The sequence below is a fragment of the Ferrovibrio sp. genome, from assembly GCF_965278975.1.
Taxonomy (GTDB): domain Bacteria; phylum Pseudomonadota; class Alphaproteobacteria; order Ferrovibrionales; family Ferrovibrionaceae; genus Ferrovibrio.
The window spans coordinates 3,244,361-3,257,002 of record NZ_OZ257126.1 but is presented as its reverse complement, the minus strand read 5'-3'; the positions used below and the strand labels follow the sequence as shown (position 1 = coordinate 3,257,002).

Here is a 12,642-nt window from a genome sequence, read left to right as displayed (position 1 = left end):
GGTCAGAACATGCGACCACCATTCTCCACGCGTTGATCAGGCCCCAGCAACACTACCTGACCTTGCGTATCGGGCACTCCAAGCACCAGCACTTCGGAAATAAACGGGCCGATCTGCCGCGGCGGGAAATTCACTACCGCGATCACCTGCCGTCCGATCAGGGCATCGGGCGTGTAATGCACTGTGATCTGCGCTGAGGATTTCTTCACACCGATCTCTGGACCGAAATCCACCTTCAGCTTGATCGCCGGCTTGCGTGCCTCGGGAAATGGCTCGGCGCCGACGATGGTGCCGACACGGATATCGACCTTGTGAAAATCATCGATGCTGATCATGGCCTGCCTGCACTGCATAAACAAAACGGGCGGGAGTTGCCTCCCGCCCGTCTGTTTGAACCAATTTGCAACCGCCTGTCGAGAGCCTCAGGCCATCGACGGCAGCAGCGGACCGCTTAGTGGGTGGTCAGCTTCGCGAAAACCGCGCGCACTTCTTCCACCACTTCGGTGGCGCGCTTGTTCAGGGTCTCGTAGGTCTCGGCATTGGTCTTGGCCGCCATCTCGGCCAGTTCCTTCAGGTTGACCAGGGCCTTCTCAACCGCGGCCTTCACCTGCTCGGCCTGCTTGGTCGGGTTGACGTCCTTGGCACCCTTGGCCATCACGTCCTTGACCTGGGCCTGCACTTCATCGATCGACTGCTGGAACAGCTCGGCCTGGCGCTTGGCTAGAGCCTGATAGCCTTCGAACGCCTTCTTGTTAGCGGCGGCGATGGCTTCCAGATTCTTCTTCTGCGCGGTGGCCAGCGCCTCGGCATCGAAGCCCGGCAGCTTGTACTCGCCGAACATCTTCTGCGCGTCGAACATCTTGGCGGGGTCGAACAGCTTCTGGGTGTCGAACATCTTGCTGAAGTCGAAACCCGCGAACGGGAACTCGGTCTTGGTCATGGAACGCTCCATTGGGAAAGGGAACAGCGGGAGGTGTTGAACAGGTCTGGGACGGGGCGAGACGGTGCTCGAAAACCTTATGCCGCGAATATAGGCAGCCTACTGCACGCGGTCAAGGTAATTTTTGTGCAGTGCAACAAAATAAAGTTTATATATTTTTCAATTACTTATGAATTATTCGGCGCGTTTCTCTCGCAAACGCGAGAAAACCCCGCGCAGACTCCCCTGGCCGCTGAGCAGCCCTTCCGCCTGGCCCAGGCGCTTGTCGAGATGCGCCATGGTACGGCTCAGATCGGCGCTGTCGTCGCTGAGCCAGATGCGCAGGCTGTCGACATACACGGCGCCGAGGATCTTGCGCCGGAGGGCGCCGCGCCAACCGGCGGCATCGAGCTGCGCCGAGGCCAGCGCCCAGTCCAGCCCCTTGGCTAGGCCGCTCTCGGCAAAACACAGCGCGGCAATCGGATCGCGCGGCAGATCACGCGACAGCACCCGCACAGCCTCCTTGTAGGGCGCCAGCGCATCGAAGCGCGCCATCAGCGCCTCGAACAGCTTGTCCTTGGCGTTGCCCTCGCCACCAGCCGGCCCCAGCGCCGCCAGCATGGCGGCATCGATGCGGGCGGCGAAGCCGCGCAGCAGTGCAAGCTTGGAAGGATATTGGCGGTAAAGCTCGGCCAGACCGAGGCCGGATTCCTGGGCCACGGCGCCGAGCGACAGGGTGAGCCAGCCGGTGGTGGCGACCAGCCGCAGCATGGCATCCACCGGATCGACCTGGCTGTTGTCAGCCGGCTTCGCCGTCTTGCTGCTCTTGCGTTTCGCCATGACCACGCTCCTGCCGCTTCGCTTTATCCCAATGTGGGGGCTGCGGCGGGCCGAGGCAAGTGGCCTCAGCCGGCGAGTTCCCGCGAGCGCTTCTCGGCGGCGGCCACGGCGCGCGCCATCAGCGGCGCCACGCCATCGGCGGCCATCAGCACATCCAGCGCCGCCTGGGTGGTACCGTTCGGGCTGGTTACATTCTTGCGCAGCTGCTCCGGGCTTTCCGGGCTCTGCTTCATCAGCGCGCCGGCGCCCTGCACCGTGGCACGGGCAAGCTGTGCCGCCAGTTCCGGCGGCAGCCCCACCTTCTCGCCCGCTGCCGCCATGCATTCGGTGAGCCAGAACACATAGGCCGGGCCGGAGCCGGCCACGGCGGTGGCGGCATCGATCAATTCCTCGCGCTCCACCCAGGCCACCTGGCCGACGGCTTCCAGCAGCTTGCCACAGGCTTCGCGCTGGGTGGCGGACACACCGTTGCCGGCAAAGCAGGTGGTGATGCCCTCGGCCACTGCCGCCGGGGTGTTCGGGATGGTGCGCACAATGGCGGCCTGGCCACCGAGCAGGCGGTTCAGCGTCGCCACCGTCTTGCCCGCCGCCACCGAGAGGAAACAGGCCGTCTTGGCATAGCGGCCATAGGCCGGCGCCACCGCGTCCATAACCTGCGGCTTCACCGCCAGCAGCACGATATCGGGGCTGAAATCCGCCGGCACACCGGCTGCATCGCGCGCCTGGCGCACGGCGGCCGGCAGATCGGCCACCGGATTGGGTTCCACCACCACGATGTCGTTGGCCGGGATGTCCTGGCGCAGCCAGCCATGCACCAGCGCGCCGCCCATCTTGCCGCAGCCGACCAGGAGAATCCGCGCCGTCATGGCTTCTATCCGTGCTGAATTTTCGGGACGGCCTGAATATCAGGCTTTGTTGGCTTTAGCTATTACGCTTCGCCGCCGTTAGTTTCAGGCTTCGCCCACGGTGTCGAACATCGCCGCCGCCACGGCTTCTTCCGGCGAACGGCCACCCCAGATCAGGAACTGAAAGGCCGGGTAGAAGCGTTCGCACTCGCCGAGCCCGATTTCCATCAGGTCCTCGATCTGCTCCGGCGTGGCACCGGTGCCGCCGCGCAGCAGCAGGGCCTGGCGGAACACCACCATGCCCTCTTCCGACCAATAGTCGAAATGGCCGATCAGCGCCTTCTCGTTCACATAGGCGAGCAGCGAATGCAGGTCGCGCTTGCGGTTCGGCGGCAGCTTCATGTCGAAGGCGCAGGTGAAGCTCATGGCGCCGAGTTCCTCGCGCCAGGAGAACCAGAGCTGATGCTCGCAATAGCGACCGGAAACGCCGACGGTCAGTTCATCGGCGCCCTGGCGCTCGAACGGCCATTCCTGCTCGGAGACGATATGTTCGACCAGATCCAGGGGATTGCCCTGGCGGGTGGAGTTATCCACTTCGGTCAATGGCCGCATGATCTACCGCCCCCTACCCCTACTCGGAACCGGCGGCGAACCGGCTCCAGGCGAACCCATATCTAGGTGTTGCGAAAGCGTTAACACCATAGATTTAGGTTAGGCACGGCCCTCCGGCCATGCAAGGGCGGAATTGCGATAAATCGATGAAACGACGGGGATAAGCGGCGCAAAACTGTGGGTAAATCCACACGACTCGGCATACGACTCAAGCGCGTCCGAGTCGTATGCTTCAGGCGGCGTCGCCACCCGAGAGCGCGAGCGGCGGCGGCGGCGTTTGCGGTGCGGCGAGTCGGGCTTCCAGGGCCGCGATACGCTCGGAAAGCTGGATATTCTCTTCCCGCGCCGCCTGCGCCATCGCCTTCACGGCATCGAATTCCTCGCGCTGCACCAGGTCCATGCCGGCCAGCGCCTGCTCCAGCTTCTGGCGGAAAGCCTGCTCCACATCGGTCTTCACCCCTTGCAGCGCGCCCAGCGCGCCGGTGGCAAGCTTGGACAGATCGTTCAGCACGCGGTTGTCGGATTGCATGGCAAGGTCTCCTGATGGTTACAGGCTATATGGGCGCTTAAGCCTGCCGCCGCAAGCCCAATGCCTTGGAAACCCCGCCCCCGGATGGTAGTTTCCGCGCCCAATTCAAGCTTTTGAGCAAGATGATCCCGTGACCAATCAGACTGCCCCGGATAGTGGTACCACCAATGAGCGCGCCAACCGCGAAGCCAAGCTGACGCAGCTGCGCCAGATCGGCCTCGACCCGTATAACGCGGCCAAATTTCCGAAAAGCCACAAGAACCAGGCGGTGCATGACACCTGGGCGCAGTTGCAGCCCGATGAGCGCAGCGAGGACCGCGTGCAAGTGGCCGGCCGCGTCATGGCGATCCGCAATTCCGGCATGTTCATCGATATCCTGGACGATACGGTGAAGCTGCAGGTCTATACCGCCAAGGATCAGGTGCAGGGTGAATTCGCCCCGATCATGAAGGCGCTGGATCTCGGCGACATCATCGGCGTGGAAGGCAAGGTGCGCCGCACCAAGCGCGGCGAGATCACGGTGGACCTGGAGCGTATCGTGGTGCTGGCCAAGGCGCTGGAGCCGCCGCCGGAAAAGTGGCACGGCCTCAAGAATGTCGAGCAGCGCTATCGTCATCGCGAATATGACCTGATCGGCAACGAGGATAGCCGCCGCACCCTGCGCACGCGCTTCCGCGTCATCCAGGCCGTGCGCCAGTTCTTGACCGCGCCGGGGCAGGATTTCCTGGAAGTGGAAACGCCGATGCTGCACAGCATCCCAGGCGGCGCCATCGCCAAGCCCTTCGTGACGCATCACAACGCGCTGGATATTCCGCTCTATATGCGCATTGCGCCGGAGTTGCATCTCAAGCGCCTGGTGATCGGCGGCCTGAGCGAGAAAGTGTTCGAGATCAACCGCTGCTTCCGCAACGAAGGCATCTCGCCGCGCCATAACCCGGAATTCACCACCATCGAGCTGTATCAGGCCTATGCCGATTACGCCGATATGATGGACATTGCCGAGCGCATCATCGAGGCGGCGGCGATTGCCGCCACCGGCGGCACAGACGTGCAGTTCGGCGAGCAGACCATCAGCTTCAAGCGCCCGTTCCGCCGCGCCACCATGCTTGACCTGATCAAGGAACATTCCGGCTTCGACCTGAATGTGGAAGCGGATCAGGCCAAGGCACGCCAGGCGGTGGAAGCCGGGGCAAGCTGGGGCAAGCTGGTGGAAGCCTGCTTCGAGCATTTCGTCGAGCCGAAGCTGATCCAGCCGACCCATGTGGTCGAACTGCCGAAGGCGATTTCGCCGCTGGCCAAGGCGAACCACGAACGCCCGGAAGTCGCCGAGCGGTTCGAGACCTTCTGCAACACCTGGGAAATCGCCAACGCCTTCTCCGAGCTGGCCGACCCGCAGGAGCAGCGCGCGCGCTTCGAGGCACAGCAGGCGCAGCGCGATGCCGGCGACGAGGAAGCGCACCAGATCGACGAGGATTTCCTCAAAGCCCAGTCCGCCGGCATGATGCCGATGGGCGGCCTTGGCGTCGGTATCGACCGCCTGGTGATGCTGCTGACCAATTCCCCCACCATCCGCGAAGTGATCGCCTTCCCGACGCTGCGCCCGCGCCAGCATGGCGAAACCACGAGCGAAAGCGCCGAAAGCTGATGCCGACCTTGCTGGCCCTGCCCTTCCCCGCCATCGATCCGGTGATCGTGGCGGTGGGGCCGTTTGCCATCCGCTGGTATGCCCTGAGCTATATCGCCGGGCTGATCCTGGGCTGGCAGATGGCGATGTGGCTGGCGCGCAAGCCCGGCGCCCAGGCGACCCAGGAGCAGATCGACGGCTTCCTGATCTGGGCGACGCTCGGCGTCGTACTCGGCGGCCGGCTTGGCTATGTGCTGTTCTACAATCCGCTGCATTACCTCTATAACCCCGGCGAGATCATCGCCATCTGGAGCGGCGGCATGTCGTTCCATGGCGGCATGCTCGGCGTCATCCTGGCGATGTATCTCTATTGCCGTCGCAGCGGCCTCAGCCTGTTTGCCTTCGCCGATATCATCGCCTGCGTCGCGCCCATCGGGCTGTTCTTTGGCCGTATCGCCAATTTCATCAACGGCGAACTCTGGGGCCGCGTGGCACCCGATGTTGCCTGGGCCATGGTGTTCCCCACCGGCGGGCCGGAACCGCGCCACCCAAGCCAGCTCTATCAAGCCGCGATGGAAGGCCTGATCCTGTTCCTGCTGGTCAACCTGGTGCGCATGAACAGCGACGCGATGAAAAAACCCGGCACGCTGTGCGGCCTGTTCCTGGTCGGCTATGGCACGGCGCGCATCATCGGCGAATTCTTCCGCCAGCCGGACCAGCAGATCGGCTATATCTTCGGCGTCACCACCATGGGGCAATGGCTGTCGCTGCCGATGGTGCTGCTGGGACTGTGGCTGATGGCCCGGGCGCACCGTTCAACCAAGGTGTCATGACAGCACCGCTGCTTGAGCTGATCCGGCGCCGCATCGCGGCGGAAGGGCCGATCAGCCTCAGCGATTACATGGCGGAATGTCTGCTGCATCCGCAATTCGGCTATTACACCACGCGCACCAGCATCGGCGCCGCCGGCGATTTCATCACCGCGCCGGAAATCAGCCAGATGTTCGGCGAATTGCTCGGCCTCTGGGCCGCCGATTGCTGGCAGCGCATGGGCGCGCCGCCGCACTGCTATCTGGTCGAACTCGGCCCCGGGCGCGGCACGCTGATGCAGGATGCCCTGCGGGTGACGCGCAAGGCAGCGCCGTTCGCCCCCCTGTTCGTCGAGGCGTCACCGAAGCTGCGCGCCTTGCAGGCCCAGGCAGTGCCGGATGCCATCTGGTGCCCCGAGATCGATGCGCTGCCGGAGGATGCCCCGCTGATCGTGCTGGGCAATGAATTCCTCGATGCGCTGCCGATCAAGCAATACCAGTATCAGCATGGCGCCTGGCGCGAACGCCGCATCGATGCTTCAGACGATGGCGGCCTGCATGTGGTGCTGAGCCGCGATGCCTTCCCGCTGGCCCGCGAGGCGCCGGAGGGCGGCATCTGGGAAACCTCGCCGGCCAGCCATGCGGTGATCGAGGCTTTGGGTGCGCGGCTGCAGGCTCAGGGCGGCGCGGCCCTGTTCATCGATTACGGCCCGGCCGAAAGCGGCTTCGGCGACAGCTTCCAGGCGGTGCGCGGCCATGCCTATGCCGATCCGCTGGCCAGCCCCGGCGAGGCCGACCTCACCGCGCATGTGGATTTCCAGAGTCTGGCCCAGACCGCACGCCGCGCGGGTCTCGGTACGCATGGCCCCATCGGCCAGGGCACCCTGCTGAAGCGGCTGGGAATCGAGCTGCGCGCGCAGCAACTCAAAAATCGCGCCACGCCGGATCAGGCAGAAGCCATCGGCGCGGCGCTGCATCGGTTGACCGCCGACGATGCCATGGGCAGACTCTTCCAGGCCCTGGCGCTGACCCTCCGCGATGCGCCGCCTCCCGCCGGTTTCGCGTCATGACAGCAGAATTCCTCACCGCCCCCGCCCTTCTCAGCCTGCCCGGCATCCGCCATGGTTTCTTCACCCGCCGCGGCGGCGTGTCGGATGGCCTCTATGCCTCGCTGAATTGCGGCCCCGGCTCCGCCGATACAGCCGAGAACGTGGCCGAGAACCGCCGCCGGGTCGCCGCCGCGCTGGGTGCTGACGGGCTCGCCTCGCTGTATCAGGTGCATGGCCGCGAGGTGGTGGTGGTGGATGCGGGCTACGACATTACGGCACGGCCCAAGGCCGATGGCCTGGTGAGCCGGCAGCGCGGCATCGCGCTCGGCGTACTGGCCGCCGATTGCACGCCGGTCTTGTTCGCCGATGCAGAAGCCGGCGTGATCGGCGCCTGCCATGCCGGCTGGCGCGGTGCGCTGGCCGGCGTCACTGACGCGACCATCGAAGCCATGGAAAAGCTCGGCGCCGCACGCAGCCGCATCCGCGCGGCCATAGGCCCGACCATCCGCCAGCAAAGCTATGAAGTGAGCGAGCCTTTCCGCGCCGAATTCACCGCCGCCGACGCCACGAACGCCGATTTCTTCGGCCCCGGCAGGCGCGACGGCCATTGGCAGTTCAACCTGCCGGGCTATCTGGCACGGCGGCTTGGCAAGGCCGGCATCGCTTTTGAAGACCTGCACCGCGACACCTTGAGCGAGCCGGAGAATTTCTACAGCTACCGCCGCATGACCCTGAACCAGGAGGCCGATTATGGCCGCCAGGTCTCGGCCATTGCGTTGCTCTAGGGGCAGGCCTCTAGATGCCGCACATGTTCCTCTTCCTGGTCTTCTGCCTGCTCGGCCTGGTGGCAAGCTGTGTCATTGGCTAGGCCGCATCTCATACTGTTCTGCTTGCTGGCGCTGCTCACCGTAGCCTGCCAGCCGCTGCCGCAGCCTTTCCTGCCCGATGAGAAGGAAACCGGCCAGCTCATGCCGCTGACCATGCCGGTGGGCGAGCAGAGCCTCTATGTGCTGCCTATTTCCAATGCGCCGGGTGAATTGCCACGCGACTTCGCCGCCAAGATTGCCAATGCCCTGGTGGCGCTGGACTGGCCGGCCAGCGCCAATGTGCGCTCCTCGGCATCGGCCGAGCTGGTTTCGGCGCTGATCGAGGATGCCAAGGGACAACTGGTCTGGGCCTGGCAACTGGCGCGGCGCGGCGGCACGCCGCTGAACGGCCAGGATTTCCCGCTCGGGCTTTCCGCCGAGGCGCTGGAGCAGACCACCGACGCCACCCGCCTGTCGCTGGCCCGTGCCATGGCGCAGCAGGTGGTGCAATCGCTGGAAGCCCTGGAAAACACCCAGCGGGTGGAAGCCGCGCTGGACCCGGGCCTGCCGAAGCTGGCCCTGCTGCCCTTCGATGGCGCGCCGGGCGATGGCAACAAGACCCTGGCCGCCGCTTTGCGCGATCAGCTCCAGGGCGCCAGTATCGCCCGGGTGGTGGCCGATCCGGCCAATGCCGATTACCTGGTGGATTGCGCCATCGTGGTCAGCGATGCCGGGCCAAGGGTGCAGCAGGTGGCGCTGTCCTGGAGCCTGTTTGCCCCCGATGGCCAGCGGCTTGGCACGGTGAATCAGGCCAACCGGGTGCCGCGCGGCTCGCTGAACGGCGCCTGGGGTGAGACAGCCAAGGCGGCGGCGCAAGGCGGGGCCGATGGTCTGCGCGACATGCTGGACCGGCTCAAGAGCGTAAAGCGCTGATAAAAATGGATTTTTCGCGGTTTACAGGGGCGAGCCGCGCCGCTATAGTCCGCGCGATTTTTTCCTCCCCAGGATTCCAGCACAGGCGCATCGATGAAGGTTTTGGCGGGTAATTCCAATCGTCCGCTGGCGGAAGCCATTGCCGCTTACCTCAGCGTGCCTTTGGCCAAGGCCAGCGTGCGCCGGTTCTCCGACATGGAAGTGTTCGTCGAGATTCACGAGAATGTGCGCGGCGAGGACGTGTTCGTCATCCAGTCGACGAGCTACCCGGCCAACGACCATCTGATGGAACTGCTGGTCTGCATCGACGCGCTGAAGCGTTCCTCGGCCCGCCGCATCACCGCCGTGATCCCCTATTTCGGCTATGCCCGCCAGGACCGCAAGCCCGGCCCGCGCACGCCGATCTCGGCCAAGCTGGTCGCCAACCTGATCACCGCCGCCGGTGCCAACCGCGTGCTGACGCTGGACCTGCATGCCGGCCAGATCCAGGGTTTCTTCGATATCCCGACCGACAACCTGATGGCCGGCCCGGTGCTCACCGCCGACATCAAGCAGCATCTGCAGGGCGATGACCTGATGGTGGTGTCGCCGGACGTGGGCGGCGTGGTGCGGGCGCGCAACATCGCCAAGCGCCTGGATGCCGACCTCGCCATCGTGGACAAGCGCCGCGAGCGCGCCGGCGTTTCGGAAGTGATGAACATCATCGGTGACGTGGAAGGCCGCCGCTGCATTCTGGTGGACGATATCGTCGATTCCGCCGGCACGCTGTGCAACGCGGCGGAAGCCTTGAAGAAGCACGGCGCCAAGTCGGTTTATGCCTATGTCACCCATGGCGTGCTTTCGGGCGGCGCGGTGGCGCGTGTCACCGCCAGCGAACTGGAAGGCCTGGTGATCACCGACAGCATCCTCGCCACCGAGGCGCAGCGCCTGGCGCGCAATATCCGCCAGGTATCGATCGCGCCGCTGATCGGCGAGGCGATGCGGCGCATCAGCGAGGAAAGCTCGGTTTCGAGCCTGTTCGACTGACGCATTGAGTTTCAGAGTTTCGGCGCGCGGCACCCCTGGAGGCCGGCGTCGGAAACGGTTCGGGCATGAGGCCCGGATCGTGGACCAAAAGCGCAATGAGGAGTGTATCATGCGTGAAGTAACGACGATCGCCGCTGAGGCGCGGTCGAGGGCCGGCAAGGGGACCGCCCGTGCAACACGGCTGAGTGGCCGTGTGCCGGGGGTCATCTATGGCGACAAGAAGACCCCGGAGCTGATCTCCATCGAAAACCGTGACCTGCTGAAGGAACTGCACAAGGGCAGCTTCTTCTCGCGTCTGTTCGACATCAAGGTGGGCGACAAGGCCGAGCGTGTGCTGGCCCGCGACGTGCAGCTCGATCCGGTCACCGACCGGCCGATCCATGTCGATTTCCAGCGCGTCGGCAAGGATTCGAAGATCCGCGTCTTCATCCCGGTGGTGTTCCGCGATATGGAAGCCAGCCCGGGCCTGAAGCTCGGCGGCGTGCTCAACATCGTGCGTCACGAAGTCGAGTTCTACGCCAGTGCGGAGAGCATCCCGGAAAACATCTCGATCAGCCTGGCGGGCATGGAAATCAATCATTCCATCCACATCAGCGCGTTCAACCTGGATGCCAACCTGAAGCCGGTGATCCAGGATCGCGACTTCACCGTTGCGACCATCGCGCCGCCGACCAAGGCCGAGGAAGAGAAGCCGAAGGCCGAAGCTGCTGCCGCTGCCCCCGCCGCTGGCGGCAAGGCCCCGGCCGCTGCTGCTGGCAAGGCTCCGGCTGCTGCCGCTGGCAAGGCCCCCGCTGCTGGTGCCGCCAAGGCTCCGGCTGCCAAGCCGGCCGGCAAGAAGTAATCGCGTATCCGGGTGGCGCTCCGGCGCCACCCGGTTTTTCTTCCCCGCTTTGGCCTTTCCGCTCAGGACTGCCCGATGCTGCTCCTCGTCGGCCTGGGCAACCCCGGCCCCGAACATCAGCGCCAGCGCCACAACATCGGCTTCATGGCCATCGATGCCATCGCCGAGCGCTACAATTTCGCGCCGTTCCGCAAACGCTTTCAGGGCGAACTCGCCGAAGGCGTGCTGAATGGCGTCAAGACCCTGCTGCTGAAGCCGCAGACCTACATGAACCTGTCGGGCAAGTCGGTGGGTGAAGCGGCGCATTTCTACAAGCTGCCGCCGGCACAGGTGGTGGTACTGCATGATGAACTCGATCTCGCGCCGGGCAAGCTGCGGGTCAAGCAGGGCGGCGGCCATGCCGGGCATAACGGCCTGCGCTCGGTCGATGCCGCCATCGGCGCCGATTACCGCCGCCTGCGGCTCGGCATCGGCCATCCCGGCAAGGAGCAGGTTCTGGGCTTTGTGTTGCAGAATTTCTCCAAGGCCGAGCAGGACTGGCTCAATCCGCTGCTCGACGCCATCGCCGATGCGGCGCCCGCGCTGGCACGCGGCGACGATGTCGGCTTCATGAACAAGGTGGCGCTGAAACTGACGCCGCCCCGGAACGAACCTCCCCGCGACGCGCCAGAGCGTCGGACGAAACCGAAGGAACAGTAAGATGGGTTTCAAATGCGGCATCGTCGGCCTGCCCAATGTCGGCAAGTCGACGCTTTTCAACGCCCTGACGCAGACCGCTGCGGCGCAGGCGGCGAATTATCCCTTCTGCACCATCGAGCCGAATACCGGCCTGGTCGGCGTGCCCGATGAACGTCTCGACGTGCTGGCCGGGATCGCCGGTTCGGCCAAGATCATCCCGACGCAGTTGAGCTTTGTCGATATCGCCGGCCTGGTGCGCGGCGCCTCCAAGGGCGAAGGCCTCGGCAATCAGTTCCTGGCCCATATCCGCGAAGTGGATGCGATCTGCCATGTGCTGCGCTGCTTCGAGGATGGCGACATCACCCATGTGGAAGGCCGTGTCGATCCGGTGGCCGATGCCGAGACGGTGGAAACCGAACTGATGCTGGCCGATCTCGACAGCCTGGAAAAGCGCATCGACGGCCTGACCAAGAAGGCCAAGCAGGGTGATGAGGAATCCAAGGCACGCGTGGCGCTGATCGAGCGCATCCTGGTGGCCCTGCGCGATGGCAAGCCGGCCCGCAATGTGCAACCGGCCGATGACGAGAAGAAGCTCTATCGCGAGCTGATGCTGCTCACCTCGAAGCCGGTGCTCTATGTCTGCAACGTGGAAGAAGCCTCGGCTGCCAACGGCAACGATTTCTCCGCGCGCGTGAAGGCGATGGCCGACAAGCAGGGCGCCGGCTGCGTGGTGATCTCGGCCGCCATCGAGGCGGAAGTGGCGCAGCTTGATTCGGATGAAGAGAAGCAGGCTTTCCTCGGCGATCTGGGCCTGGCCGAAACCGGCCTCGCCCGCGTGATCAAGGCCGGCTACGCGCTGCTCGAACTGCTCACCTTCTTCACCGTCGGGCCGAAGGAAGCGCGCGCCTGGACCGTGCGCAAGGGCGCCAAGGCGCCGGAAGCCGCCGGTGTGATCCACACCGATTTCGAGAAGGGCTTCATCCGCGCCGAGACCATCGCCTATGGCGACTATGTCTCCGGCAAGGGCGAAGCCGGCGCCCGCGAGGCCGGCAAGATGCGGCTGGAAGGCAAGGAATACATCGTGCAAGATGGCGATGTGTTCCATTTCCGCTTCAACGCCTGAGAGCCAGA

Annotated in this window: 15 protein-coding genes; 9 read left to right on the top strand and 6 right to left on the bottom strand. The window is 64.8% G+C overall.

The window, feature by feature from the left end; translation table 11 throughout:
• Positions 1–2 precede the first annotated feature (2 nt).
• The 6 genes from ACQY7X_RS15450 to ACQY7X_RS15425 form a co-directional block, all read right to left on the bottom strand.
• Positions 3–335 (bottom strand): tRNA-binding protein, encoded by a 333-nt coding sequence (locus ACQY7X_RS15450; protein ID WP_428246307.1) that lies wholly within the window; start codon positions 333–335, stop codon positions 3–5.
• A gap of 116 nt (positions 336–451) precedes the next feature.
• Positions 452–940 carry a phasin family protein gene (locus ACQY7X_RS15445; protein ID WP_428246306.1) on the bottom strand — a complete coding sequence of 163 codons (489 nt, stop codon included), beginning with the start codon at positions 938–940 and terminating at the stop codon, positions 452–454.
• Positions 941–1,114: 174 nt separating this feature from the next.
• Complete coding sequence (locus tag ACQY7X_RS15440; protein WP_428246305.1) at positions 1,115–1,759, bottom strand: hypothetical protein; 645 nt, start codon at positions 1,757–1,759, stop codon at positions 1,115–1,117.
• 65 nt (positions 1,760–1,824) lie between these two features.
• Positions 1,825–2,625, bottom strand: coding sequence for a pyrroline-5-carboxylate reductase (gene proC / locus ACQY7X_RS15435; protein ID WP_428246304.1), 801 nt, complete (start codon positions 2,623–2,625; stop codon positions 1,825–1,827).
• An 84-nt stretch (positions 2,626–2,709) separates the two neighbouring features.
• Positions 2,710–3,216, bottom strand: a complete 507-nt coding sequence (locus ACQY7X_RS15430; protein WP_428246303.1) for a YbjN domain-containing protein — start codon at positions 3,214–3,216, stop codon at positions 2,710–2,712.
• A 232-nt stretch (positions 3,217–3,448) separates the two neighbouring features.
• The gene (locus ACQY7X_RS15425; protein ID WP_428246302.1) at positions 3,449–3,745 is read right to left on the bottom strand and encodes an accessory factor UbiK family protein; all 297 of its coding nucleotides are present in this window, start codon (positions 3,743–3,745) and stop codon (positions 3,449–3,451) included.
• Positions 3,746–3,875: 130 nt separating this feature from the next.
• On the opposite strand from ACQY7X_RS15425, the gene lysS reads away from it, so the two are divergent.
• The 9 genes from lysS (at position 3,876) to ychF (ending at position 12,634) form a co-directional block, all read left to right on the top strand.
• Positions 3,876–5,390, top strand: coding sequence for a lysine--tRNA ligase (gene lysS, locus ACQY7X_RS15420; protein ID WP_428246301.1), 1,515 nt, complete (start codon positions 3,876–3,878; stop codon positions 5,388–5,390).
• Positions 5,390–6,202 (top strand): prolipoprotein diacylglyceryl transferase, encoded by an 813-nt coding sequence (gene lgt, locus ACQY7X_RS15415; protein WP_428246300.1) that lies wholly within the window; start codon positions 5,390–5,392, stop codon positions 6,200–6,202. Before lysS ends, lgt begins: the two co-directional genes overlap by 1 nt.
• Positions 6,199–7,248 carry a class I SAM-dependent methyltransferase gene (locus ACQY7X_RS15410; protein ID WP_428246299.1) on the top strand — a complete coding sequence of 350 codons (1,050 nt, stop codon included), beginning with the start codon at positions 6,199–6,201 and terminating at the stop codon, positions 7,246–7,248. The genes lgt and ACQY7X_RS15410 overlap by 4 nt, the downstream gene beginning before the upstream one ends.
• Positions 7,245–8,012, top strand: coding sequence for a peptidoglycan editing factor PgeF (gene pgeF, locus ACQY7X_RS15405; RefSeq protein ID WP_428246298.1), 768 nt, complete (start codon positions 7,245–7,247; stop codon positions 8,010–8,012). The genes ACQY7X_RS15410 and pgeF overlap by 4 nt, the downstream gene beginning before the upstream one ends.
• Before the next feature lie 75 nt (positions 8,013–8,087).
• Positions 8,088–8,966 carry a hypothetical protein gene (locus ACQY7X_RS15400; RefSeq protein ID WP_428246297.1) on the top strand — a complete coding sequence of 293 codons (879 nt, stop codon included), beginning with the start codon at positions 8,088–8,090 and terminating at the stop codon, positions 8,964–8,966.
• Between the two features lie 93 nt (positions 8,967–9,059).
• Positions 9,060–9,992 carry a ribose-phosphate pyrophosphokinase gene (locus ACQY7X_RS15395; RefSeq protein WP_341981713.1) on the top strand — a complete coding sequence of 311 codons (933 nt, stop codon included), beginning with the start codon at positions 9,060–9,062 and terminating at the stop codon, positions 9,990–9,992.
• A 109-nt stretch (positions 9,993–10,101) separates the two neighbouring features.
• Complete coding sequence (locus ACQY7X_RS15390; protein WP_428246296.1) at positions 10,102–10,833, top strand: 50S ribosomal protein L25/general stress protein Ctc; 732 nt, start codon at positions 10,102–10,104, stop codon at positions 10,831–10,833.
• Positions 10,834–10,908: 75 nt separating this feature from the next.
• Positions 10,909–11,532: an aminoacyl-tRNA hydrolase gene (gene pth, locus ACQY7X_RS15385; RefSeq protein WP_428246295.1), complete on the top strand. Its 624-nt coding sequence runs from the start codon at positions 10,909–10,911 to the stop codon at positions 11,530–11,532.
• 1 nt (position 11,533) lies between these two features.
• Positions 11,534–12,634 (top strand): redox-regulated ATPase YchF, encoded by a 1,101-nt coding sequence (gene ychF / locus ACQY7X_RS15380; protein ID WP_428246294.1) that lies wholly within the window; start codon positions 11,534–11,536, stop codon positions 12,632–12,634.
• The last annotated feature ends 8 nt before the right edge of the window (positions 12,635–12,642 follow it).

What these genes read in the sequence shown, in the direction of transcription:
- ACQY7X_RS15450 (WP_428246307.1), bottom strand. Translation starts at nt 335, where the DNA reads ATGATCAGCATCGATGATTTTCACAAGGTCGATATCCGTGTCGGCACC.
- ACQY7X_RS15445 (WP_428246306.1), bottom strand. Translation starts at nt 940, where the DNA reads ATGACCAAGACCGAGTTCCCGTTCGCGGGTTTCGACTTCAGCAAGATG.
- ACQY7X_RS15440 (WP_428246305.1), bottom strand. Translation starts at nt 1,759, where the DNA reads ATGGCGAAACGCAAGAGCAGCAAGACGGCGAAGCCGGCTGACAACAGC.
- proC (WP_428246304.1), bottom strand. Translation starts at nt 2,625, where the DNA reads ATGACGGCGCGGATTCTCCTGGTCGGCTGCGGCAAGATGGGCGGCGCG.
- ACQY7X_RS15430 (WP_428246303.1), bottom strand. Translation starts at nt 3,216, where the DNA reads ATGCGGCCATTGACCGAAGTGGATAACTCCACCCGCCAGGGCAATCCC.
- ACQY7X_RS15425 (WP_428246302.1), bottom strand. Translation starts at nt 3,745, where the DNA reads ATGCAATCCGACAACCGCGTGCTGAACGATCTGTCCAAGCTTGCCACC.
- lgt (WP_428246300.1), top strand. Translation starts at nt 5,390, where the DNA reads ATGCCGACCTTGCTGGCCCTGCCCTTCCCCGCCATCGATCCGGTGATC.
- ACQY7X_RS15410 (WP_428246299.1), top strand. Translation starts at nt 6,199, where the DNA reads ATGACAGCACCGCTGCTTGAGCTGATCCGGCGCCGCATCGCGGCGGAA.
- pgeF (WP_428246298.1), top strand. Translation starts at nt 7,245, where the DNA reads ATGACAGCAGAATTCCTCACCGCCCCCGCCCTTCTCAGCCTGCCCGGC.
- ACQY7X_RS15395 (WP_341981713.1), top strand. Translation starts at nt 9,060, where the DNA reads ATGAAGGTTTTGGCGGGTAATTCCAATCGTCCGCTGGCGGAAGCCATT.
- ACQY7X_RS15390 (WP_428246296.1), top strand. Translation starts at nt 10,102, where the DNA reads ATGCGTGAAGTAACGACGATCGCCGCTGAGGCGCGGTCGAGGGCCGGC.
- pth (WP_428246295.1), top strand. Translation starts at nt 10,909, where the DNA reads ATGCTGCTCCTCGTCGGCCTGGGCAACCCCGGCCCCGAACATCAGCGC.
- ychF (WP_428246294.1), top strand. Translation starts at nt 11,534, where the DNA reads ATGGGTTTCAAATGCGGCATCGTCGGCCTGCCCAATGTCGGCAAGTCG.